This is a genomic window from Bacillus sp. ME78 (genome assembly GCF_903970865.1).
Lineage (GTDB): Bacteria > Bacillota > Bacilli > Bacillales > Bacillaceae_G > Bacillus_A > Bacillus_A cereus.
Genome location: NZ_CAJCKK010000002.1, coordinates 36,243 through 59,691, shown reverse-complemented (window position 1 = coordinate 59,691; position 23,449 = coordinate 36,243). Strand labels below are relative to the sequence as shown.

The following is a 23,449-nucleotide window of genomic DNA, read 5'->3' as shown; positions in this document are numbered from 1 at the left end:
ATCATCACGTTTTTTCTGTTCCTTCAACTAATTCAGCAAAAGCTTTCACTTTTCCGTGCGGTTGTTGATTTTCTTTACGCGCTTTCCAGGCGCGCTCTTCTTCTCGCTTCTTCTTAGACATATTTTTTCAACTCCTTCTTTTCTTTCTCCATGTAGTATTCCAAAATAAGAAAGAAAACTATGCACGTATCAAAAAAGAAGTGGTTTCCCACTTCTTCCACTTTAGCGCTGCAAAATTGCATGTTTCGCCTCTTTTAATTGCGTAAGATGTCTTTGTTCATGCAAATCAAGAAATTGAACCCATTGATACAAATTCAGATCATTAAAAACAGGATGCTTTAATCCATTTTCAAATAGATCTTTTTCATCTATAACACTATGAAGCGCATGTAATAGTTCTTGTCGTGAATGTTCTAGTAATTGAATTCCTTGCTGTTTTTTCATTAAAGTTTCTGTTGGTTGCATTTGCTGAGGAGCTTCTCGTTTATGTGTGCGATCAAGCGTAAGTTGGAGGTCTTTAAATGGAGTCATGTTTCTTTCATTTTTTTGTAAAGCATATACAAGGGCAGACGTGACAGATTGTTCAACTAAATGCAAGTGGTGTAAAATTTGAATAATACTCCATTTATCACGGCGTGGCTTTACATTCACTTCTGTATCATTTAACATTTCAATTTCTGATAATAGCGTGCTTCGAGTAGACTGTAATGAGCTTACTAAACTTTCTAAACTCACATCCATATTAGATTGAAGCATACTTCTTTCCCCCTTTTTGTTGGTGAAAAGAGGTGCTCCTTATTAGAAACACCTCTTTAGTATTCTGAATTTTCTTTTATTATCTCATCATTTTCCCATTATGTCGATGTTAAACATGTGAAAAAAAGCGCATGTTTTTTACAATTTTGTGTCGTCAATCGCATGTAACCATGCTTCAATTTCTGTAATAACACTTTTCACACAGCCTTCAGCAAATGGTGATGTTAAATTTGCAACTTCTACTAATTCTAAGAACGATTTACTTCCACCTTGTTGGCACAGATTCACATAATCTTCCCATGCCTCTTGTCTATTATCTCTTGCACGTTTCCAAAATTGTAGCGCACAAATTTGAGCAAGCGTGTAATCAATATAATAGAAAGGTGAGCTATAAATATGCCCTTGACGTTGCCAAAAACCACCGCGCTCTAAATAATCATTATCCTCATAATCACGATGCGGTAAATATTTCTTCTCTATGTTACGCCATGCTGTCTTACGCTCTTCAGGTGATGCTTCAGGATTTTCATATACATAATGTTGATATTCATCAACAGATACACCATAAGGTAAAAACAGAAGTGCTGAACTTAAGTGAGAGAAGTAATATTTATCTGCATCTTCTTCAAAGAATAGCTTCATCCATGGCCATGTAAAGAATTCCATACTCATAGAGTGGATTTCACATGCCTCATATGTTGGCCAATTATATTCTGGAATTTCAAATTTACGACTTTCATATACTTGGAAAGCATGACCTGCTTCATGTGTTAATACATCAATGTCACCAGATGTTCCATTGAAGTTTGAGAAAATAAATGGCGCTTTATAATTCTCAATATATGTACAATATCCGCCACCAGCTTTTCCTTTTTTCGCAACTAAATCTAATAAATCGTTATCTAGCATGAAATTGAAAAATTCATCTGTTTCAGCCGATAACTCTTTATACATGGTCTTTCCATGATCAACAATCCAATCCGCATCTCCTTTTGGAGTTGGGTTACCTGTAGCAAACTCAAAGTTTTCGTCGTAATAAGCTAACTTCTCTACACCGATACGTGCTTGTTGTCGCTTTCTTAATTCCGTTGTAACGGGAACGATATAATCCAGCACTTGCTGACGGTAATTAGCCACCATCTCCGCATTATAATCTGTACGGTACATTCTTGCATATCCAAGTTCAACAAAGGTTTTGAAACCTAAAGATTTTGCGATTTTCGTTCTCACTTTAACAAGCTCATCATAAATACGATCTAGTTCTTCCTCATTTCCAGCTAAAAATCCGTAGTATGCTTCACTTGCTGCTTTACGTTCGCTTCTTTCTTTTCCTTGCATAAACGGAATCAATTGCGATAACGTTCTTTCTTCTCCAGCAAAGTCAATTTTTGCGGATGCTAATAACTGTGTATATTGCGACGATAATTTATTTTCTAATTGTAAATCTTTCACGACTTCATCTGAATATGTTTTTAAATCACATTCTGCTAGAGCAAATAATTGTTTTCCATAATACGCCTCTAATTCTTCACGAAATGGAGAATTAATAAGTGCCTTATAATATTTTGTACCATATCCTTGTACAACTGGAGAGTATTCATCAAAGAAATCCTGCTCCTCCTTATAAAAAGTATCCGTCGTATCAACAGAATGGCGAATGTAACAAAGGTTTCCCATTGTACCAAAATCGTTGCGAATTTCATTAATTGAATGAATGACTTGTTTTTGTTCTTCTACAGTTTTTGCGTTATCAAACTTCTCTAAAGCAACAGTAAATTTCTCTTTTAACTCTTCAATATTTGGGCGTTTATATTCATAGTCTTTAAATGACATGAACGAGCCTCCTCTCCATTACATACCTTTATTATAATTCAATACGTATTCTCAAATTCCCTCTTAATTTTCAACAAAATTCGGCAGTGACTACTCTGAGTTCATTGCAAATAAAAAAGCCCTGGATTTATTTATCCAAAGCTCCTTTGGAACATATTATTATTTTTCATACTTCCCAATTTTTTTTAATAGATCAAGTAATTCATCTTTTTCATCTTTCGTTAACATTTCAAAAGACTGATGTATAACTTTCTCATGCCCCGGAAAAATAGAAGCAATAAAGTTCTCGCCAGACTCAGTTAATTGCGCGTAAATAACACGTCTATCATTCGGACATGGGATTCTCTTTACTAATCCCTTTTTCTCCAGCTTATCTACAACATATGTAATGCTGCCACTGGCTATTAAAATGCGCTCACCAATTTGCTGGAGTGGTTGACCGCCTTTATGATATAGCAGTTCTAATACAGCAAATTCAGTTGGATTTAACCCGTTACTTTGTATAGATTTATTTGTAGTATCCATAACAGAACGATGTACACGAGATAATGCAATAAATACTTTTAAAGATTGAGAAATATCTTCTCGTTCATTATTTGATGTCATACAACTTTCAACCCTTCACTTAAATTCTCAGCAATAAAAAGAAAATGCCACTTCATACTTCATGTGAATTCCGAATGAGCATTCACTCATCCATTTCCTCTCCCCTAATATATTAAGAATCATTCTTGAATAAAAACATGACAATTTTAACATAGTTTATATATAATGATAATAAAAAAAGAAGGAGTACCACATTTGAAAGTCAAATTCCAAAGCATAATTATATATATATTGCTTGTTATCCTACCGACAATAGGGATTGGTGCTACATTTTATTCGTATCATACATATAAAATGAAACAGGAAAACAAATTATCTGCTCATACAGTTCTCTTTTTATATAGAGATTATTTGGATCATCATCTTGGTGAAGCAATTTCTGCTTTAGACATGCTTGCAAAAGTTGTAGGCACCGAGACTGGTAATATAAATGGGATTAAACAAATTGTACATGATACAGATGGAAACGATGCACGCTTTTCTGGTTTATATTACGCTACACCAGAAGGAGTCATTACAATCGCATCTGAAGATGAATCAAAGCCTATAGATGTTTCAGACCGTAAATATATTCAAGACGCGCTCCAAACTAAAAAAACCACTGTATCATCAGTCATTACTGATCGCGTTCTTGGACATAAAGCTATTATAATTGCTGCCCCCATATTTAATAAACAGAAGGAGCTCTCAGGATTATTATTAGCTAGTTTACGCTTTGATTACATTTCATCTTCTTTAAATGCCATTAAACCACAATACCATTTTGAGGTAACTGATAAACATGATGTAGTTTTTCTAACCGATGATAATAACGACACAAGTGATACGCATTCTAATATGCTTACTACCCCACTCCAAAGATTAAATTGGAAGGTCTCTGTTTCTCCATTACCTATTCATCAAAAAACCTTATACCAGTGGGTTACAATAGAGTGTATAGCTACTTTATTTTTAATGTCTATTTTATTTTTACTTGCTCAATATATTTTGTTAAAACGGCAAACAAAACTTGAAAGACAACAAAATGAACTACAGAAAATTGAATTAGTTGGAACTTTTGCAGCGAGTACAGCACACGAAATCCGTAATCCTCTTACTGGAATTAAAGGGCTCGTCGCTCTATTAAAAGAGAAATATAAAGATGAGCAAGATCAGTTCTACTTTTCCGTAATTGAAAAAGAAATAGAGCGAATCAATGAAATTGTAAGTGAATTTCTTATTCTCGGAAAGCCAACCGCCATCATCGAACAAACGTATGATGTAAGAACAATTCTAAATGAGGTAGCATTAATTATTCAATCTGAGGCGAATTTACATAACATTGTATTCCATTTACATTTGCCAGACCATCCTGTTCATATCCGTTGTTCGAAAGACCATATGAAACAAGTGGTTTTAAACATTACAAAAAATGCAATTGAGGCTATGACTTCTAGTGATACACTAACCATTGTAGTAAAAAACAATGAAACACACGCACAATTGCAGATTATAGATACTGGGAAAGGGATTCCACAACATATTCAAAAACACCTCTTTCATCCGTTCTTTACTAATAAAGATACTGGAACAGGTCTTGGACTTGTCATATGTAAACGAATTGTAGAGATGTATAATGGGCATATTTTTATTGACAGTACAGAAAACGAAGGAACGACAGTTCATATCGAAATTCCGTTACACATAGTATAATTATCCTTATCCTATAAGGGTAATTATACTTATTTCATAAAACCAGCGACAAGCATTCGCCAAAAATTATTTGATTTTCCTTCATACCCGATTTGGAAAATAGGTATTTTTATAATTGAAAACCATTTCGGTGTTTGTTTTTCTTTATAACACTGATATTGTAAAATAAGCTTGTCCAATTCTTGACTAACTTGAATTGTCTCCTTACTATTTAGCCCACTTGTTAATCCTAGTTGAATCATTTCTTCACGTTTCATATGAATATCACGTGAAAGCTTTTCTAATGTGTACTTCCTTTTTACAGTAAACATCCATATCCCCCTTATTATACTTCCATGCTCTCAAGTTCACTTCTCCATTGACTTTTTTAACTACTTAATAATATGCAAATTTGAAGAATCAGAAAATTTAACATTTTCTCCCTGTAATTTACAAATCTTTACCCTCACTTTGAGAATTATTACAAATTATTCTATCTTTGTAAATACATTCGCAATAATAGACATTTTTTTCATCTTCTTTTTTTACAAATTCTACGTAAACCGGGGATTCTTAATTTTCCACCTACTTTTCTTCGACATTTTTTGTTTAATTTATATAAAAAAGCAAAACATAATGATGATTGATAAAGTGAAACTTTCATCAGTGTTTTTTGTTCAGCCCCACTGATTATTAGCATTCACCAATCGGGCGTTTATTGACAGTGAATCTCCCACCTATCCAGCCCAATGTTGAGGTGGGAGTCTTACTACCCACAAATAGCGGGATAACAATAGAAAGGAAATATTTATATGCGAAAATATACGATTGCATTATTCATCATTGTTTTGTTTTTACCGTCCTTCTTATTTCCCATTCAAGCAACTGCTCATACGAATAAAGTTGCTATTGTCATTGATGATTTCGGCAATAATATGAAGGGGACTAATCAAATGTTGTCACTTCCAATTCCACTAACTGTTGCTGTTATGCCTTTTCTTCCTTCCACAAAAGAAGATGCAATAGCTGCCCATAAGAAAGGTCATGAAGTTATTATACATATGCCAATGGAACCTATTAAAGGTAAAAAAGAATGGCTTGGACCAAAAGCAATTACAACCGATTTAAGCGATGAAGAAATAAACAACCGACTTGAACAAGCAATTCAAGAAGTTCCGCATGCAATTGGAATGAACAATCATATGGGGTCAAAAGTAACAGCAGATGAAAGGATTGTTCGCCTTATACTTGCTGCTTGTAAAAAACACGGTTTATTTTACTTAGATAGTAAAACGAATCCTAATAGTGTCGTCCCAAAAATCGGAAAAGAATTAGGAGTTCCTATTATTGAAAACCAACTATTTTTTGATGATGTGTATACAGCAGGACATATTTCAAAACAAGCCCAATTACTCATCAAAAAAATTCAAGAAAAGCCTATTATGGTAGCTATCGGGCATGTGGGCCCCCCAGGTGAAATTACATCACGCGTTATTGAAACTTCTATCCCTAAAATTCGTGAGCATGCAGACTTTATTTTTTTATCTGATCTAGCATTATCCCCGCCTCCTGTTTCAAAATAAAGTTCATTGCTCACATATAATCAGCCCTCACCAATCGGGCTTTTACGGGAAGCCCCCCATTGCTTTCACTGAATTTTGAGGTGGGGATCTTACCGCCCACAAATAACGGGACAAAAAAGTACCTATCTGTATATAACAGATAGGTACTTTTCTTTTTAACTTAAATATAATCTACATGACTCACTCTGAATCCTTTTTTCTCTATTTTTCCGATTAATTGCTTTAATCTTGTTTCATCTAACTCATCTGATATATTTACAATAACCCGACGGATATATTGATCACCGTTATCGAGTGTAAACAAACCACCGATATTATATGCTTTTAACAATGTCCCAAGCTCTTTAATCGTCCCCTTACAATCTTGTGTTGCAATTGTTAATATATAACCACCTGTTCGCATACCAAATGAATCTTCAATAACATCAAATATATTCGAATGCGTTAACATACCGACAAATTCATTATAATCATTTAGCACGGCTAAAAACGGAAGCCGACGAATTACATAAAAGGCTCTGAAGAAGGAATCCTTTTCAAAAATAAATGCATTGGAATTGTCAAGCATATCTCCTGCACTTACATGATCTAATCCGCTATTGCATTTTTTTTCTAATAAATCTACTTTATAAATAATCCCCGTGAATTTCTTCTCATCTTCTGCTAATACCGGGATGGCTCGAAATCCCGTTTCGTTCATCATTTGCAGTGCCTCTTCACCAGAATCATTTATTTTGCAAAATGTTACTTGCTGCTTTGGCAGAAAATGATATTTAACTCGCAAAATATGTTCCTCCTTACATGTCAACATGTAATCTATATATAATAAGGAGACCTATATTTTATGAGTGAAATTATTTTTAAAACGCTTTCATTTATTTATTAACTTGTATCCATATCACATACATTTTTATATAACAGAGCTCCTTGCGCCCTTAATCATTAATAACTTTACATGATAGTTCATTAAATATTCTATACCCTCTAGCCATTTTTTCGATTCTTCTGGCGTTTTCCCCCACACAATCATGCCGTAATTATGAACAAGAACTACTCCCCCACCTTCAATGAAATTCGGAACATTACTTTCTAATAAATCAGCGAATTTTTTTTCATCTTCTACAATTGGAATTGTCATTTCTGTTATACCTTCTTTTCCGAAAACACGCTCCACACTGCGTTTATCGAACGTTACTTCTCCTTCTTCTCCATATAACTCTGATATTAAATGACTATCTACAGTCTGCACTTGTAAAATACATCCTGCACTACTTTTTTTATAAATATCTGCATGCATAAATGACTCTGCAGCTGGTTTTTCTTCATTTTCAAATACTGACTCGCACATGCAATTTACGACAATAAAATCTTCTTCCGAAAATAGCCCTTTATCTCTTCCCTCAACATTTACTAAGAATGTTAACGGCTCTTTTGACGTACATAGCGATAAACTAATTTTGGTACCATAAAACCAATCACGAAGTGCCAATTCAGATTTCACATCTTTTAATTCATTCCATTTCTTCAGAAAAAATAACATTTCGTCACCCCCGGCATAATATTCATATAAGGTTCGAATCCTTTCTATGTAAAAGGAATATTTTTTGATTATTCTAAAAATTTAATTGAATTATCACATGAGAACGCTTTTTTGTCAATATAGTTTCGTGGTTCTTCTTTAAAATAGGCTATTCATATGTCTATACTCCTATCTATTTCCTATTTCATTTTGCACATAAAAAAATACGCTATTCTTTAATTAAAGAATAGCGTATTTTCCTCATTTTTTATCCCGCTATTTACCGGGCAGTAAGACCCCCACTGATTAAAGTTTCACTTTATTTCTTTATTGCATTATACAAAAACTGTGCGTATTGTTCACGTGTTACGAAATTATCTCCTAAAAAGTTCCCTTCCCCGTCACCTTTTGATATTTTATTATCTACTAAAGCTTTCACATATCCTTTCGCCCAATGGCCATTTGGTATATCTTTAAAGTTCTCTGCACTATTTTCATTTTCTTTTAACTGAAATACTCTTTGTAGTACTACTGACATTTCATATCGAGTTAATACTCCATCTGGACGGAATGTATCATTTCCATACCCTGTCATAATCCCAGCTTGAACTACTGCATCAATAGCCGTTTCATACATATTTCCTTTCGTATCTGTAAATGTCGTTTTTGGTTTTAGATTATTTTCTAATTTTAAGTACCTTTGTATTAGAAGTGCTACTTGTCCACGAGTAATGTTATCCCCAAATCCAAATTCACCATTTCCATAGCCTATAAATAACTTTTCTTTCGCTAAGTAATTAATTGCTTCTTCTGACCAATGTCCTTTTGGCACATCTTTAAACTCTACCACTTCTGTTTTCTCATCTTCTTTAGATGTATTACCGTCTTTACTTTCTACTACATTTTGAATAACAGATCCTGTAAAGAAGATTCCTGTATCCGCGAATGGATCTTTCACACCAAATTCATATACTTTCTCACCTGGTGTACTCCATTTCACTACACCATTACTATACGTACCGTTATCGCTCTTCAGACGGATTTTCGTAGAAACCTCACCATCTTTTTCATATATAGGTACTTTTACTTCTTTATTTACTTCTGTTTCCTCTAAAAATACTTTTTGATTTTGGACATTAATATAAGCCGTCTTACTTAGTTCTATAACTGGTCGGACATCACGGATTTCATTTGCAACAAAACTTAGAAATACTAATTTTTTCAAATTGCTCACTGATGATAAGTCTGAAATATAATTCGCTTCTAAATCAAGCTTTTGTAAGTTTACTAGACTTGATAATGGCGTAATATCCTTTAACTCATTGTTAGGTAAGTGTAATTGTTTTAACTGTGTCATCTTACTTAGAGGAGTAACATCTTTTATTTCATTTTTCCCGATCCACAATTCTTCTAATTGCTTCATTTGCTCAATGCCGGATAAATCTTTAACTTTATTACGTGTTAATACTAAATCTGTTAAAGGTAATGAATATAACGCTTTAATATCTTCAATTTGATTACCTGCTAAAGTTAAGTATGTTACATTTTTCAAAGCGCTTAATGGAGCAACGTTCGTAATTTTATTATTTGCTAAATTCAAGTAATCTAGTTGTTCCATTTTCGCTAATGCTGTTACATCTTCTATTTGGTTGCCTGATAGATATAAACTTTTTACATTTTCCATTTCAGTTAGTGGTGCAACGTTTGTAATTTTATTATTACTTAAATCAAGAGATTCTAAATTATCCATCTTAACAAGTGGCGTTACATCTGCAAATTCATTACCACGCAAAGCTAAATGATTTAATTGCTTTAAGTTCGCAAAGAACGACGGGTCTTTTATCTTCGCATTCGCAACTGTTAAAGATTTTAAATTTGGCATATATTTTAATGCACTATAATCAAGTATCTCATTTGTATTTAAAAATAAATCCTTTACTTGTAATAACTCTTCTTTCGTAATTGGTGTATTTAAATCTTTTCTATTAAATACTTTTTTATTCACAAGTTCTCTTAATTTGTTATCTGTTATCATATTTTGATTATCAACTGGATTATCCGTTTCCCTATTGCCTGAATTAGAGTTATCATCTGGTTTCTCTGTTTCTTTGTTACCTACAGTTGGATCTTTAATTTCAAATTGAACTTGATATTTGTGATCATATCCAATAGCTGGAATAAGTATATGCATTTGCATATTGTGCTTCTTCTCAAACTCGCCAATTTCAAATTGGACTACTTTCGTTCCGTTCTTCCTCTTATCTTCTGATAAAACCTTCACATCATGAAATACACCAGGCTGGTTTCTATCTTCTATTCTAAGATATTGAAAATAATCGCTATCTTGCATTGTTACAGTGACAATTTTTTTGCCAGCTGCAATCGTTACTTTAGGATCTTTTATATATTGAGAAACCATAGATGGCTCGTCTTTTTGGTCCTTATATATTTTAATTTCAGTATCATACGTGCGATCACTCGCTGCTGCTACCGATTGATTTGCTTCAACTTTTAATGCCGCTAATGCTGGAGTAGAATACGTAGCAAATGGAATCGCTAATGTTGTCGCTACTACTAGCGCCTTCATATAATTTTTTTTCAAAATAATATCCCCTATCATATATAATTTTTATAATTGATAACCCTTATCAATTACCCACAAATAAATGATAATGAATCTCATTATCATTGTCAATGAGAATATTACATTAAATTTATATTTTTAAAGATAAAAAATAAAAAGCCCTTTATTCAAAGGGCTTTTTTACCTATCGTATGAAGAATTTCACTTTTTTCCTTCTCATTGATGATACCAATTTTTTGCAAAATATTCGCGTACAATACAAGTTTATTATATATTCGTTCTGACATGTTCTCCCTTCTTTCCTTCGACCAACTTTTTTTGTATTGGTAAATTATATGAAAGAGATGAGAAAATGTGTCCACTTTTTGCATAAATGCAAATCTTTTATTTTACGATTTGCAGACAATAAAACTCCCTCCTAAAAATTAGGCGGGAGTTTAGGTACTTTCACTTTATTTAACAAACTGTCCACTGAATATTATGCTTCATAAGTTCTTCTTCAAAACTATATGGCATTTTTTTATCACAAATTACATGTTGAATACGTGAAAATGCTGCTATACGATAATTCCCTTTCACGCCTACCTTCGTATGATCACATAAAATATATGTCTTCTCAGCTAATTTCATCATCGCCTCTGACAATTTCGCTTTCTCTAATTCAAAGCTGGAAACTCCAAAACTAGGTAATAACCCATCAATCGAAACGAACGCTTTATGAAAATGGAATTGCTGTATTACTTGCTGAGAAATAGACCCTGATACACGCGAATGCTTTGGAGATACTTTTCCACCTATAAATAAAACTTCACCGTGAAACATCTTTTTATTAATAGAAGAAATTAATTGTGTTGCGACTGGAAATGAACTTGTTACAATCGTTAAGTTTTTACGATGAACAAGGTATGGAACCATTTGAAGCGGTGTACTTCCATCATCAATTGCAATGACATCACCATCTTCTACAAATGTCGCTGCTTTATAACCAATTCTTTTCTTCTCTTCTATATGTAACATTTCTCTTTCTAACATCGGTGCCTCTACCCCAGCGCCTGGAAGTTGAACAGCTCCACCATACACTTTTTTCAGCTTCTTTTCACGATCTAATTCTTCTAAATAACGACGAATCGTTTCTGTTGATACAGCAAATTCTCTCGCTAATTCTGAAACCTTTACTTTCCCTTTAAATTCTACCTTTTCAAGAATGGTTCGCTTTCTTTCTTCTCCTACTACAGACATAGCTTCACCTCATTTATATCTCCCTCATAAACTTTCTTACTTATACAAAGTTATAATTTTCTTTGTAAGTAGAAACTTCTTCATGAATATGAATACCGCGCTTTGCTAGCTCATCAAAAATTAATTGTGGATTTTCAAAAGCTTCTTCAGGCGTAACAACACCCACCCTATTTACATTTCCATTTGCAATTAACTCTGCGGCAATCCCAAATGGAATACCGACGTTTCTCGTATACGCTCTTAATTTTTCCCATCCTACAACAGAACCATCAGATAACGGATGTGTATGATATAACACATGTCTTTGCTTCTCATTATTTTTCATACCTATTACTTCTACATGAAGTGCATAACCATAAAGCTCTGTTTCTTGTCCTTCTTTCGATTGCAATAAATACTGCGAAATACAATCCATAATGCCTATTTCTTTCCCGTTTATTTCAATCTGATCATTACGCAATATGCCGTAATCATATAAAGCACGTACAAGTTGCATATTTTGCTTTGGCCAAGTTCCTCTCGTCTCTATCAGTTTGACACCTTTATTTTCTAGTGCCTTTGCTAACGTAATCGTTTCAGAATGCGGAATGATATACTGCGTTTCCTTACCATAAGGCGCTGGCAATTCTATTTCTCTCGGACGCGCAAACGGAAGTACTTGTTTAAATTCACCATCTTCATACACTGTACGCGATGGTAAATGTGGATCATATTCATATGTCGTTGTCTCTGTAATTGAAGCAGAAAAAGCAATCGGACGATACGAAGCGTGACTTACGCGGACAGACTCTACAGTATCCAGTTGATTTGCTGCATGCATTGCCATCATTTGCGTTACACCTGGCGTCATGCCAAACCCAGGCAAACATGTTTTTTCATTTTGAACAAATATAGCATGCGATTCATTTTCTTCACCAAATCCATTTAAGTTCACACCGTGGCAGCCTGCTTCTGCAATACAGCGAGTCGACAATCCGTTTAGCTTTATCGTCGTACCGTCCAATACAATGTCATAACCTTTCATTTTTGCAACCGTATCCTCGTGATTCGTTACATCTACTTTTACAAAATCAACACGAGAATCGTTGAGCCATTCTACTACTTTACGGCCTTCTTCCTCGTTAAAATCGGCTACAGTAATCGTCTCAAAAGATGAAAATTGAACTAAATCCAAAATAGCTTCACGACAAATTTTACCTGCTCCACCTAAACAAAATACTTTCACCCAATAACAGCTCCTTTAGCAATACTATCAACTAAGCGATTAATATCTTCTTCATGTACATCACCTATATTTCCAATCCGGAACGTATCTACTTTCGAAATTTTCCCAGGGTAAATAACAAATCCATAGCATTTTAATTCGTTATATAACTGTTGAAACTCGAACTCCCCTTTTGGATAAATGAAAGATGTAATAATAGGAGATTGATATTTCTCATCTACTAGTGGCTTAAATCCGATTTCTCCCATTCTATTCACTAGTAGTTTTTGATTGTTGTAATATCGATTGTAACGCGCTCTTACTCCACCCTCTTTTTCTAGTTCAAGTAGTGCTTGATAAAAAGCATGTACAACATGTGTAGGTGAAGTAAAACGCCATTTCCCATTTTGTTTTTCCATCGTTTCCCATTGATCATATAAATCAAGAGATAAAGATCGTCCTTGCCCTTTACACTTCAATAATTCATCACGTTTTGCGATTACAAATCCGAATCCAGGAACCCCTTGAATACACTTATTCGCACTACTAATTAAAAAATCAATTTGTAAATCAGCAATGTCTATTTCAATCCCGCCGAAACTACTCATCGCATCAACAATTGTAACCTTTCCATACTGCTTTCCTAATCTACATACATCTACAATTGGATTTATAATGCCTGTCGTTGTTTCACAATGAACAACTGCAATATGCGTAATCTCTTTATCTTCTTGCAATAACTTTTCTACTTCTACAATATTAGTAGGTTCCCACTCTTCTGTTTGGCTGACCACTACATCAATCTGTAACATCTCTGCCATTTGTACAATGCGCTTACCGTACGCACCATTTGTACAAACGAGAAGCTTCCCATTTCCCGGAATAACAGAACCAATTACTGCTTCAACTGAAAACGTACCGCTTCCTTGCATTAACACTGTTGTATATTTCTCTTCTTCCTTCGTCGCTAACGATACAAGTTTAGCTCTTACTTCTTGCACCATCGTATTATATTCAACATCCCACGTACACCAATCGTATAGCATAACTTCTTTTACTGATTTTGTTGTCGTTAATGGTCCTGGTGTTAATAATAAGTAGTGATTTTCATTCATGATCCCGTACCCCTTTTATGAAATAATAAGTTCTTGTTTCTCGATATGTTCCATTACGTTTTCGAGCTCCTGCATCGTTTCAATCGTAAAATGAGCCCCATTTTCAACAAACCGATTACGAACTATTTCTATTTTTTCACGAAGCTCTACCGAATCCATACTCTCCACTTCCTCTTCCGTTAAACCGAGCTCACTACTTCCAAGAATTACACCAACTGTCCACATTCCAGCATTTCTACCTTCTTTCATATCTGATACTGTGTCCCCTACTTTTATCATATGGTTCATCGGATACACACCAAGTTCCATTGCATTTTTATAGCACATCCATGGGTATGGGCGGCCTGCTGGAACATCATCTGGCGTAACAAGAAAATCAGGTTTATATCCTTGTAAAGCTGCTTCCTTTGCTACAATATCCATCATTTCTCTCGTATAACCAGTTGTTGAACCGATTTTAATGCCTCTCTCACGTAAAGAAGCGATTACTTCTTTTACCCCATCAATCGGATTAGCATAACTTGGCAAAATAGAAAAGAGAATTTCTTCAAACTCTTCATACATCTCATGAATGTCTGCTTCTGTTGGTAAGTGACCAAAGACACGCTTCCACTCATCCGCAATACGAGGCATTTCTGTTAGTGCCCTTACATGATCTATTTTTAATAATCCCATTGGCTTACGTGCTTCTTCTGCTGTAATTTCAACGCCGCGTTTATGAAAAATCTTCATGAATACTTCTAGTGGTGCAAAACATCCGTAATCAACCGTCGTGCCTGCCCAATCAAAAATAACTGCTTCAATTTTCATTCTGTCCATCACCCTTCTTACTTATCTTTTTTGCCATTGTGAAGTTCGGTTACGAAGTGCTTTCGTTCCCCATTCATATACAACTCTCACTACAATATTTGTAACAACAATAAGTACACTCATTGCAGCTGCTGGCGCTACATTCCCTGCATCATCCATATTTACGATTGATACGGCAGCTAGTTTAAAATCAGCTGCATATAGGAACACAACTGCCGATACAGTTACCATTGAATTTACGAAGTAGTACATTACCATTTCTAAAATTGCTGGTAAACACATTGGTACTGTTACTCGGAAGAATGTTTTATAAAACGGAATACCCATCGACTGCGAAACAAGCTCAAACTCTCGGTCTAATTTCTTTAAGGCAGTCGTTGCCGTGACAAATGTTACAGAATAAAAATGAATGATATTTACTAGTACTAATACAGCGATTGTTCCGTATAAAGAATGAAACGGATTCGTTACTGATAGTCCAAGAATTTGAATCGTTGGTTGACTAAAGAAAAAGACATATCCTAATCCGAGTACTAAACCTGGTATCGCTAACGGCACTATAGAGAAAAAGTAACCTGTTTTTCTAAAAAATTGTAGCTGGTCTATTTTCTCAATTGCATATGCGAATACAAATGTTAAGATCGCCCCAATAACTGCTGTAACTGCTGAAACAATTACGCTATTTTTAAATGCTTCAAGTCCATCTCCTGTTAAACTTGAAAAATTAAAATGCTCAAATGTAAAACTCATATTATATGGCCATACTTTCACACTTGCAGCAATACCAACTGCAACAAATAATAGAATGATCATAAGGGTAATCACACTACAATATATGAATGAGATTACATCTCTTTTCTTATTAGCTATTATTCTGTATGGTACTGCTTTTGAAGATAAGAAATTCGCCTGCTTTCTTTGCGTAATACGATCAACTACAAATGCGAATATAGCTGGGATTAATAAAATCATTCCGACAGTTGCACCCATCGGCATATTTTGCTGTCCAATTACTTGTTTGTATACGTCAGTAGCAAGCACATTATATTGCCCACCAACAATTTTGGGTGCCCCAAAATCAGTAAAACTAAGTGTAAACACAACAAACATTGCACTAATTAATCCGTACTTTACACTAGGTAAAGTAACCGTGAAAAATTGCTTCGTTTTACTCGCCCCTAACATATTAGAAGCTTCATATAAACGATAATCAGATCCTTGAAAGGCAATTAGCAATATGAGAAAGGCTTGCGGAAATGTATACATAACTTCAGCTATTACAATTCCTACTGGTCCATATAAAGGGATTTGTATACCTTCAAATAAACCAAACATTCCTTTCGTTACTAGCCCTTGATTACCAAATAAATATGTAAGTGCTATACCGTGCATCATCGTTGGTGCGAACAATGGTAATAACGCTACATACTGAAATACGCGCTTTCCAAAAACATTCGTACGGGCAATTGCATATGCGTAAACGAATGCGATTGCAACTGAAATAATTGTTGTTACGCCCGAAATCCATACTGTATTTTGTAAAGACTGAACTAAAGTTGGTGTTGTGAAATATTTACTGAAATTGGCTAAACCAATGAAAACTCCATCCTTATTATAAAAAGCTTGTGTAAATAGTTGTAATAGTGGTAATACAAGTATGATAAGAAAGGAAAGAATCATACCGATAATTACGAGCCTTTGGATCCATTCCTCTTTCCCTATACTTCTCTTAATCTTTTTTTTCGTACTTTCTACCTTATAGTTTTCTAACATCTCCATCTATACAATGACCTTCTTTCCATATGACAACATATGATTTTCTGAGAAAGAGATTTGAATCGGCTTTCCTTTTCTAATGGCCGTTGCTTCTACTTCTGATGCTAATATATCCACTACAATTTTCTCATTATAAAGGTGTGTGTTTTCTTCTAAGACTCGCACTTCCGTCCGATATACAGATCCGCGAAATTCCATACTTTCCACAACTGTTTTAATACCGTCCTTTTGTACAATTGTTACATGTTCAGGACGAATTGCATGTTCTTCGTTATTTTTCGAAAAGAAATTAATAGAACCAATAAAATCTGCCACAAACGGATTGGCTGGTCTTTGATAAATCTCCTCTGGTGTTCCAATCTGCATAATTTCCGCATGATTCATTACAACAATTTTATCAGCCATCGTTAATGCCTCTTCTTGATCATGCGTTACCATAATCGTCGTTATTCCTATTTTCTCTTGCAAATCACGCATTTCCCTACGTAATTTTTCACGCACTTTTGCATCTAAAGCTGATAACGGCTCATCGAGTAACAAAATATCTGGAGACAGAGCGAGCGCACGTGCAAGTGCTACTCGCTGCTGTTGTCCACCAGACATTTGAGCAGGATATTTATCTTTTACATTCAGCAAATCTACAAGTTTTAACGCATCTAGCGCTTTCTCTTTCACTTCTGCTTTCCCATATTTTTTTGTCTTTAAGCCGTATTCAATATTTTCAAGTGCTGTTAAATTCGGAAATAAAGCATACGATTGGAAAACCATTCCGAAGTTTCTCTTCCCAGGAGGCAATGCTGTAATATCTTTTCCATTCACAGCTATACTGCCAGTCGTTGGTTCCTCTAGTCCCGCTAAAATGCGAAGCAACGTCGTTTTCCCACAGCCACTCGGGCCTAATAAACAAACAAACTCATTTTTGTTCACAGTAAAAGAAATATCTTTTAACGCTGTAAATGCATCAAACTGTTTTTGAATGTGTTGAATTGATAAATATTCGCTCATTTTTCTCTCTCCCACTCACTTACTTTTTCGGTTCTGCTTTTTGGCCAAACTCTTTTTCCCATTTTTCTAAAATTTTATCACGATTTTCTGCTGCCCATTTAAAGTCATTCTTTTTATATAATTTTTCAGTAACATCTTTCGGGAATCCCTCTGGAAGTTTATAATCATTTTTAATTGTCGCAAATCCATTTTTCTCAAAGTATAACTTCATTACATCATCAGTAATTGCCCAATCTAAAAATGCTTGTGCTAATTTATCATTTTTCGCATTATCTTTCTTAATAAGTGCGTTCGCTTCTACTTCCCACCCTAATCCTTCTTTCGGCAGTACAACTTCAACTGGTGCACCTTTTTGTTTCTCTTTTAAAGCACTATAAACCATTGATACACCGACTGGATATTCACCTGCTCCTGCTAATTTCGCTGGTTTTGATCCTGAATGCGTATAACTTGCCATATTATCATGAAGTTTCTTCATGTAATCCCAGCCTTTATCTTCACCCATGATTTGTAGCCATGCAGAAACTGTTAAAAATCCTGTTCCAGATGATGCTGGATGTGGCATAACAAGTGTTCCTTTATACTCTGGTTTCGTTAAATCTTCATATGATTCTGGCATCGGTAAATTTTTCTTCTTTAACTCTTCTTTATTTACAGCAATCCCCGTCATAAATGCAGTATTTCCTACCCATTTTTCAGGTTGCTTATCATCTTTAAATTGTGGAAGAACACGATCTGCTCCTTTTGGAGAGTATCCTTTTAACATATCTTTTTTATCTAAAGCTAATAGACTTGATGCCGCAGTTCCCCATACAACATCTGCTTGTGTATTTTTCCCTTCAGCTAGCAATTTCGCAGTAATAACTCCTGTTGAATCACGTACAATGTTCAATTTCACATCAGGATATTTCTTTTTAAAGGAATCAAGATAAATTGGTACAAGCTCTTCTTCAATTGCTGTGTAAACAGTTAATGATCCAGATAATTTGTCATCTTTCACTTTCGCTCCAGCACTTTCTTCCTTCTTTGCACCACACCCCATTAATAACGAAAATACCATTCCAGTCGCTACAGCTTTAAAGATTGTTTTTTTCACTGTTTCTCTCTCCTTTTACAAATCTTATGTACAACTCAAATATAAACAACTAGTGTAAAAGCAGTATTAAACCAACATTAATCTTTTGTTTGTTGTTTGTTTTTGTGTAATACGTTGCTACTTCTATGTTTTTTCGCATTTTTCTGCTAATAGAAAACACTAAATTTACAAATAATTAAAAAAACCTTTATAATCCCACAAAAAAATGAGGCGTTTGTAAAAAACGCCTCATTTTTGTTTCCCTTTTTTTGAATTACGATTAGCATACTTTGCGCTATTTTCTCCTTCATACTCTAATGCAAATTCTGCATCTGGTAAGCTTTCTTTCGGAGTTTTATTATTATTGATTGCCGCATTTTGTTTCACTTTTCTTTTTACCAATACATTCACCTGCTCTCAAGAAATCACTTTCTACTCTAGTTTGAAACAACTTAAAATAATTATTACTGGCAAGTGTTAACAAGTACATAAGGGGCGTTAGATGGAAATACTACATATGAAGAAATCATTATAAAAAGGAGCGATAATTTTGAAGAAAAAAGAAAAGATTCAATCACCAATTTTAGACGAAACGCTCCCGCATCAAATGAATTTTCCATCTTTTAAAGGAACAGGAAAAACGATGCAACAACCTTTTGTGAATCAATATAATGTTGTAATTGGAGACAGTAAATATAATTCCGAGAACAGTCCGCTTAACAATTGGAGTGATGAAGTAGATCCTGCCATTATGGCTGGCGATGAGTGGATCCATCCGACAAATGATATTGGGTGGATTTCAGAAGAAAATCAAGAGTTACTAAAAAACGAAGTGGATAATAAAAATGAAGCTTTTATGCATCCACAATTTGGCATTAACGACTAAAAAACCATTCTACCTAACGTAGGTAGAATGGTTTCATACTATCCAATAATAATCCGCTCTTTCGGGTATTTATAGCGAGGTGGTTGTTCCCTTCCACCACTAGCTAAAATAAATGTTAAAATACCAACGCGTCCGATAAACATAAGCACAATGAGTACAAGTTTCCCAACAGTTGTTAAATCAGGCGTAACACCTGTTGATAGTCCCGTCGTTCCGAAAGCAGAACAAACTTCAACAATTAAGCTCATAAGCGGTACATTTTCCGTAATAGATAAAATGAATAGCGCAGTAGCACATAACAAAATCCCCATCGTCATAACGACAGATGCTTTTAGTACATCCTCTTCATGTAGCTGACGTTTGAAGACTCTAACTGTTCTACCGCCCCTTGCAAAGGTGTATAGTGACAATATACTAACAGCAAATGTAGTTGTACGTATTCCGCCCCCAACCGAACTGGGAGATGCCCCTATAAACATTAATATACTCATAAATAAAAGCGTCGGTTGTGACAATTCACGTATATCCATCGTAGCAAGTCCACCACTTCGCGTCGTCACAGATTGGAATAATGTATAAAATACCGTTTCATGCCATGACTTTCCTACTAAAAAGTGATTTCTCTCCAGTAAAAAAATCATAATTGTACCAACAACAACGAGTGCAAAAAATGTTGTTGTCGTCAATTTTGTAAATAATGAAAAACGAAATAATTGTTGTCCTCTTTTACTAAGGAATTGTTTCACTTCCATTAGCACAGGGAAACCAATCGCTCCTAAAATAATTAGTAACATATGGATCATTTGAACAATATAATCTTTTTTATACGGAATTAACGATTGTCCTGTTAAATCAAATCCACCGTTCGTAGTCGCACTAACTGCTGCAAAGAAACCGTGAAAATAAGCTTCTTGCCAAGTCGGAAAGTAAAGTAAAAATCTTGTACCTAATAGGATTGCTCCAATAAGTTCTATCGAAATAATTACAATTAAAATAGAACGCATCAATTCTACAAGACCCGATAAATTTCCTTGATTATGGTCTGCCATAATTAATCTTCTTCTTTGCAAACCAATCTTTTTCCCCGTAATGATCCAAACAAATGTACCAAGCGCCATAATTCCTAAGCCGCCTAATTGTAAAATAAGGGCTAAAACAATAATTCCTGCTGTAGTAAACGTATCTGAAATCGTAATAACAGACAGCCCCGTAACACTTACCGCACTAACCGATGTAAAAAGGGCATCTATAAATGTCCATTTCACACCAGGTTTCGTAACAAACGGTAAACTAAGCAAGATTACCGATACAACTACTGCTAATAAATAAAATAAAACAATGAGTTGTACTGGACGTAATTTTTGTAAAAACTTTTTTATATCTCTCATTCCATCACTTCGCTACCTTTTTTCTATCGATTAAATAAAGAAAAATCTTCCCTTTCTTTATTTGTAAATAACTGTTCAAATAATTTGGCAAAGACCATTCCATATACAGTCCCATTACCTCCATACGGCAATGCGTAAAACAAATTATGTATCTTTTCGTCTTCTTTTAAAATGGGAACACCATCATGAGTACCACCAAATGCGGCTGCCCAATAGTAGTCTGCCTGTATATTTTTATACTGCGGGAACATCTCTTTTACAATATTAATAAGGATATCACGCTTATGCAATAATTTCGTATCACCGATTGTTTGAATTTGCATCGCTTCATCTAATCCGCCTACAATAATGCGGTTTCGATACGTTCGAAAATATAAGTAAGGCCGTTCCGTTTCCCAAATTAACGATCGCTCATGCCAGCCTTCAAACTGATCTATTTCATTTGTTACAATTGCATAAGAAGTTTCTACTGTTGTATTTTTTTCTTTCTTTCCAAAAAGCGCTTCATAACCTGTCGCCATAATAATATTCTTTGCTACAATTTGATTTCCTGTTTTCGTGTAACAAATTAAATCATTTTGGCGTTTTTTTATATGTATTGCCTCTGTATGTTCATATATATTAGCTCCTATTTGGTTTGCTTTATGCAAAAAACTATGCGCTAATAAATACGGATTCACCTCAGCATCACCTTGCGTATATAACGCTGCTTGTTTTGCAAAAGAATAACGTTTCTTAATATCAGCTTCTGTAAAATATTCAACTGGAAATCCATAATTCTGTAACGTATTATATTCCTCTTGTAAAAATGAGACATCCTCACTTTTACTTGCATAATATAAACTATTTCGCGGAATAAAATGGGGATCAATATCAAAAGTCGGTATAACCTCTTCCATTGTTCTTAGCGCTTCATAACAAAGCTTATATGCTCGTACCCCTTTTTCTTTACCAAATGTATGGATAAGGGAGGTTAACGATTTATCATGAAGGAATTGTAGTAAACCTGTATTAGCAGCTGTGCTACCACACCCAATTGCTCTTTTTTCAATAAGCGTAACACTCATGCCAATTTTCGCTAACGAATGCGCTATATGAGCACCAGCTTCGCCGCTTCCGACTACGAGCACATCACATATCATATCATTTTCTAACAGTGGATAACAAGGTACAGAAACTCCTGTATTCCAAAACAACTTACCGTTCATAAGTTTCATAATTATACTCCTAAAATATAAGTTTCTCCTTTCTATGTTTTGTTATTTTCCATAAAAAAATCCAACTAACATAGGCTAGTTGGATTTTTTATTTTTAATTAGAACGCTCTTCAAGCCAATTTCCAATCGTCGGATATGTTTGTTTTACAGCCGTTCCACCGTAAACGATAGACATATGCCCTGTCGGTAAACATACATATTGTTTATCTGTGCTAGAAATATGGTCTAGTAATGCTTCTACTTGACATGGCAAAGCGATATGATCACGTTTCCCGGAAATATTTAAGACATTCGCCTTAATATTTGCAAGGTCTACCTTTTGTCCGCGAATAACGAGTTCACCCTTAACCAGTTTATTATTTTGATAAAAATCACGAATCCACTGTCTGTATGATTCACCTGGGAACGGAATACCATCACCAACCCACTTTTGAACCAATCTCCAGCTTTCGACGAAGCGCTCATTCTCTGAACGATCTACTAAAGCAACATATGGACCGACAAAGTTCGTAATTGGTTTTAACATTTTGTTTCCGAAATCAATCATTTCTGGCGGAATATTTCCAAATGTATCAACCGCTTTATCTAAATTGAAGTATTTCTCATCTAACAAAGGACCATACAATCCTGTTTCAGAGAAATCAAAAGGACTTGTCATGAAAATTAAATTACGAATTGGCATGTGCGGATGAAGTGCTGCATAAATAGAAGTTAGCGTTCCACCCATGCAATAACCAAGTAAAGAAATCTCGTCCGATTTTGCAGTTCGCATTACTTTTTTTACTGCTTTTGCAATATAATCAAACACGAAATCATCAAATTTCAAATGACTATCTTCTAAACCAAATGTGCCCCAATCAAGCATATACACATCAAAACCACGATCCACTAGATATTCCACTAAACTATTTCCAGGAGTTAAATCCATAATATATGGTTTATTAATAAGAGCATATATTAACAGAATTGGAACTCTTTGTGTTTTTTCTTGTTTTGGAATGTAGCGATAAAGCTTCGTCTTATTCTTCGTCCAAATAACCTCTTTCGGCGTTAATCCTACTTGTGGCTCTGGTTCACGTAATAAAATTTCACTCGCCCTTTTCACTCGGCGGTATGCTTTTCGGTACTCTTCTGGGTATAGCTCTAATTGCTTTTCCCATTCTGTTGCGAATGTAGTCATTT

Annotated in this window: 22 protein-coding genes; 3 read left to right on the top strand and 19 right to left on the bottom strand. The window is 34.7% G+C overall.

The features are described 5' to 3' along the window. Nucleotides 1–4: 4 nt before the first annotated feature. The 4 genes from H6481_RS28700 to H6481_RS03885 form a co-directional block, all read right to left on the bottom strand. On the bottom strand, nt 5–121 hold the full coding sequence (locus H6481_RS28700) for a DUF6254 family protein (RefSeq protein ID WP_000038355.1): 117 nt from the start codon (nt 119–121) through the stop codon (nt 5–7). Nucleotides 122–222: 101 nt separating this feature from the next. Beyond that, on the bottom strand, nt 223–756 hold the full coding sequence (locus H6481_RS03895; protein WP_000941977.1) for a DinB family protein: 534 nt from the start codon (nt 754–756) through the stop codon (nt 223–225). Between the two features lie 138 nt (nt 757–894). Further along, nucleotides 895–2,589, bottom strand: coding sequence for a M3 family oligoendopeptidase (locus H6481_RS03890; RefSeq protein WP_000008582.1), 1,695 nt, complete (start codon nt 2,587–2,589; stop codon nt 895–897). Nucleotides 2,590–2,748: 159 nt separating this feature from the next. Beyond that, nucleotides 2,749–3,195, bottom strand: a complete 447-nt coding sequence (locus H6481_RS03885) for a MarR family transcriptional regulator (protein ID WP_000203336.1) — start codon at nt 3,193–3,195, stop codon at nt 2,749–2,751. 195 nt (nt 3,196–3,390) lie between these two features. On the opposite strand from H6481_RS03885, the gene H6481_RS03880 reads away from it, so the two are divergent. Next, entirely contained in the window at nt 3,391–4,887 is a 1,497-nt protein-coding gene (locus tag H6481_RS03880) for a DUF3149 domain-containing protein (RefSeq protein ID WP_182811054.1), read from the top strand. Between the two features lie 29 nt (nt 4,888–4,916). Here the strand turns inward: H6481_RS03880 and H6481_RS03875 are convergent, their stop codons facing one another. Next, the gene (locus H6481_RS03875; protein WP_000495527.1) at nt 4,917–5,198 is read right to left on the bottom strand and encodes an aspartyl-phosphate phosphatase Spo0E family protein; all 282 of its coding nucleotides are present in this window, start codon (nt 5,196–5,198) and stop codon (nt 4,917–4,919) included. Nucleotides 5,199–5,678: 480 nt separating this feature from the next. Here H6481_RS03875 and H6481_RS03870 point away from each other — a divergent pair, with 480 nt between their 5' ends. After that, nucleotides 5,679–6,449, top strand: coding sequence for a divergent polysaccharide deacetylase family protein (locus H6481_RS03870; protein ID WP_001234112.1), 771 nt, complete (start codon nt 5,679–5,681; stop codon nt 6,447–6,449). Between the two features lie 160 nt (nt 6,450–6,609). Here H6481_RS03870 and cbpA read toward each other — a convergent pair whose 3' ends face one another. The 11 genes from cbpA to H6481_RS03815 all read right to left on the bottom strand — a co-directional run bounded on the left by cbpA (nt 6,610) and on the right by H6481_RS03815 (nt 19,178). Then, nucleotides 6,610–7,233 carry a cyclic di-AMP binding protein CbpA gene (gene cbpA / locus H6481_RS03865; protein WP_053564936.1) on the bottom strand — a complete coding sequence of 208 codons (624 nt, stop codon included), beginning with the start codon at nt 7,231–7,233 and terminating at the stop codon, nt 6,610–6,612. Nucleotides 7,234–7,359: 126 nt separating this feature from the next. After that, nucleotides 7,360–7,989 carry a class II aldolase/adducin family protein gene (locus tag H6481_RS03860; RefSeq protein ID WP_053564937.1) on the bottom strand — a complete coding sequence of 210 codons (630 nt, stop codon included), beginning with the start codon at nt 7,987–7,989 and terminating at the stop codon, nt 7,360–7,362. A gap of 298 nt (nt 7,990–8,287) precedes the next feature. Further along, nucleotides 8,288–10,588 (bottom strand): NEAT domain-containing leucine-rich repeat protein, encoded by a 2,301-nt coding sequence (locus tag H6481_RS03855; RefSeq protein WP_182811052.1) that lies wholly within the window; start codon nt 10,586–10,588, stop codon nt 8,288–8,290. Between the two features lie 420 nt (nt 10,589–11,008). After that, the gene (locus H6481_RS03850) at nt 11,009–11,791 is read right to left on the bottom strand and encodes a DeoR/GlpR family DNA-binding transcription regulator (protein WP_000117666.1); all 783 of its coding nucleotides are present in this window, start codon (nt 11,789–11,791) and stop codon (nt 11,009–11,011) included. A gap of 40 nt (nt 11,792–11,831) precedes the next feature. After that, a complete protein-coding gene (locus H6481_RS03845) occupies nt 11,832–13,016 on the bottom strand; it encodes a saccharopine dehydrogenase C-terminal domain-containing protein (RefSeq protein ID WP_182811050.1) in 1,185 nt (394 codons plus the stop codon). Next, nucleotides 13,013–14,110, bottom strand: coding sequence for a 2-aminoethylphosphonate--pyruvate transaminase (phnW, locus tag H6481_RS03840; RefSeq protein WP_001004785.1), 1,098 nt, complete (start codon nt 14,108–14,110; stop codon nt 13,013–13,015). The genes H6481_RS03845 and phnW overlap by 4 nt, the downstream gene beginning before the upstream one ends. A gap of 15 nt (nt 14,111–14,125) precedes the next feature. Then, nucleotides 14,126–14,920, bottom strand: coding sequence for a phosphonoacetaldehyde hydrolase (gene phnX / locus H6481_RS03835; RefSeq protein WP_078993545.1), 795 nt, complete (start codon nt 14,918–14,920; stop codon nt 14,126–14,128). Nucleotides 14,921–14,941: 21 nt separating this feature from the next. Beyond that, nucleotides 14,942–16,699 carry a putative 2-aminoethylphosphonate ABC transporter permease subunit gene (locus H6481_RS03830; RefSeq protein ID WP_182811048.1) on the bottom strand — a complete coding sequence of 586 codons (1,758 nt, stop codon included), beginning with the start codon at nt 16,697–16,699 and terminating at the stop codon, nt 14,942–14,944. Continuing rightward, on the bottom strand, nt 16,700–17,701 hold the full coding sequence (locus H6481_RS03825) for a putative 2-aminoethylphosphonate ABC transporter ATP-binding protein (protein WP_182811046.1): 1,002 nt from the start codon (nt 17,699–17,701) through the stop codon (nt 16,700–16,702). Between the two features lie 19 nt (nt 17,702–17,720). After that, nucleotides 17,721–18,797 (bottom strand): putative 2-aminoethylphosphonate ABC transporter substrate-binding protein, encoded by a 1,077-nt coding sequence (locus H6481_RS03820; RefSeq protein WP_000750893.1) that lies wholly within the window; start codon nt 18,795–18,797, stop codon nt 17,721–17,723. A gap of 228 nt (nt 18,798–19,025) precedes the next feature. Beyond that, nucleotides 19,026–19,178, bottom strand: a complete 153-nt coding sequence (locus tag H6481_RS03815) for a hypothetical protein (RefSeq protein WP_000240799.1) — start codon at nt 19,176–19,178, stop codon at nt 19,026–19,028. 148 nt (nt 19,179–19,326) lie between these two features. Between H6481_RS03815 and H6481_RS03810 the strand changes: the two genes are divergently transcribed. Continuing rightward, nucleotides 19,327–19,662 carry a DUF3905 domain-containing protein gene (locus tag H6481_RS03810; protein WP_000726028.1) on the top strand — a complete coding sequence of 112 codons (336 nt, stop codon included), beginning with the start codon at nt 19,327–19,329 and terminating at the stop codon, nt 19,660–19,662. Between the two features lie 38 nt (nt 19,663–19,700). On the opposite strand, the gene H6481_RS03805 is transcribed toward H6481_RS03810, so the two are convergent. The 3 genes from H6481_RS03805 to phaC all read right to left on the bottom strand — a co-directional run bounded on the left by H6481_RS03805 (nt 19,701) and on the right by phaC (nt 23,447). Continuing rightward, nucleotides 19,701–21,050 (bottom strand): TrkH family potassium uptake protein, encoded by a 1,350-nt coding sequence (locus H6481_RS03805; RefSeq protein WP_001204706.1) that lies wholly within the window; start codon nt 21,048–21,050, stop codon nt 19,701–19,703. A 23-nt stretch (nt 21,051–21,073) separates the two neighbouring features. Continuing rightward, the gene (locus H6481_RS03800) at nt 21,074–22,267 is read right to left on the bottom strand and encodes an FAD-dependent oxidoreductase (protein ID WP_182811044.1); all 1,194 of its coding nucleotides are present in this window, start codon (nt 22,265–22,267) and stop codon (nt 21,074–21,076) included. Nucleotides 22,268–22,361: 94 nt separating this feature from the next. Next, entirely contained in the window at nt 22,362–23,447 is a 1,086-nt protein-coding gene (gene phaC, locus H6481_RS03795) for a class III poly(R)-hydroxyalkanoic acid synthase subunit PhaC (protein WP_000206336.1), read from the bottom strand. Nucleotides 23,448–23,449 lie beyond the last annotated feature (2 nt).

What these genes read in the sequence shown, in the direction of transcription:
- H6481_RS03850 (WP_000117666.1), bottom strand. Translation starts at nt 11,791, where the DNA reads ATGTCTGTAGTAGGAGAAGAAAGAAAGCGAACCATTCTTGAAAAGGTA.
- H6481_RS03870 (WP_001234112.1), top strand. Translation starts at nt 5,679, where the DNA reads ATGCGAAAATATACGATTGCATTATTCATCATTGTTTTGTTTTTACCG.
- H6481_RS03800 (WP_182811044.1), bottom strand. Translation starts at nt 22,267, where the DNA reads ATGAAACTTATGAACGGTAAGTTGTTTTGGAATACAGGAGTTTCTGTA.
- H6481_RS03895 (WP_000941977.1), bottom strand. Translation starts at nt 756, where the DNA reads ATGCTTCAATCTAATATGGATGTGAGTTTAGAAAGTTTAGTAAGCTCA.
- H6481_RS03830 (WP_182811048.1), bottom strand. Translation starts at nt 16,699, where the DNA reads ATGGAGATGTTAGAAAACTATAAGGTAGAAAGTACGAAAAAAAAGATT.
- H6481_RS03805 (WP_001204706.1), bottom strand. Translation starts at nt 21,050, where the DNA reads ATGAGAGATATAAAAAAGTTTTTACAAAAATTACGTCCAGTACAACTC.
- H6481_RS03860 (WP_053564937.1), bottom strand. Translation starts at nt 7,989, where the DNA reads ATGTTATTTTTTCTGAAGAAATGGAATGAATTAAAAGATGTGAAATCT.
- H6481_RS03885 (WP_000203336.1), bottom strand. Translation starts at nt 3,195, where the DNA reads ATGACATCAAATAATGAACGAGAAGATATTTCTCAATCTTTAAAAGTA.
- H6481_RS03825 (WP_182811046.1), bottom strand. Translation starts at nt 17,701, where the DNA reads ATGAGCGAATATTTATCAATTCAACACATTCAAAAACAGTTTGATGCA.
- phnX (WP_078993545.1), bottom strand. Translation starts at nt 14,920, where the DNA reads ATGAAAATTGAAGCAGTTATTTTTGATTGGGCAGGCACGACGGTTGAT.
- H6481_RS03855 (WP_182811052.1), bottom strand. Translation starts at nt 10,588, where the DNA reads ATGATAGGGGATATTATTTTGAAAAAAAATTATATGAAGGCGCTAGTA.
- phaC (WP_000206336.1), bottom strand. Translation starts at nt 23,447, where the DNA reads ATGACTACATTCGCAACAGAATGGGAAAAGCAATTAGAGCTATACCCA.
- H6481_RS03875 (WP_000495527.1), bottom strand. Translation starts at nt 5,198, where the DNA reads ATGTTTACTGTAAAAAGGAAGTACACATTAGAAAAGCTTTCACGTGAT.
- H6481_RS03890 (WP_000008582.1), bottom strand. Translation starts at nt 2,589, where the DNA reads ATGTCATTTAAAGACTATGAATATAAACGCCCAAATATTGAAGAGTTA.
- phnW (WP_001004785.1), bottom strand. Translation starts at nt 14,110, where the DNA reads ATGAATGAAAATCACTACTTATTATTAACACCAGGACCATTAACGACA.
- H6481_RS28700 (WP_000038355.1), bottom strand. Translation starts at nt 121, where the DNA reads ATGTCTAAGAAGAAGCGAGAAGAAGAGCGCGCCTGGAAAGCGCGTAAA.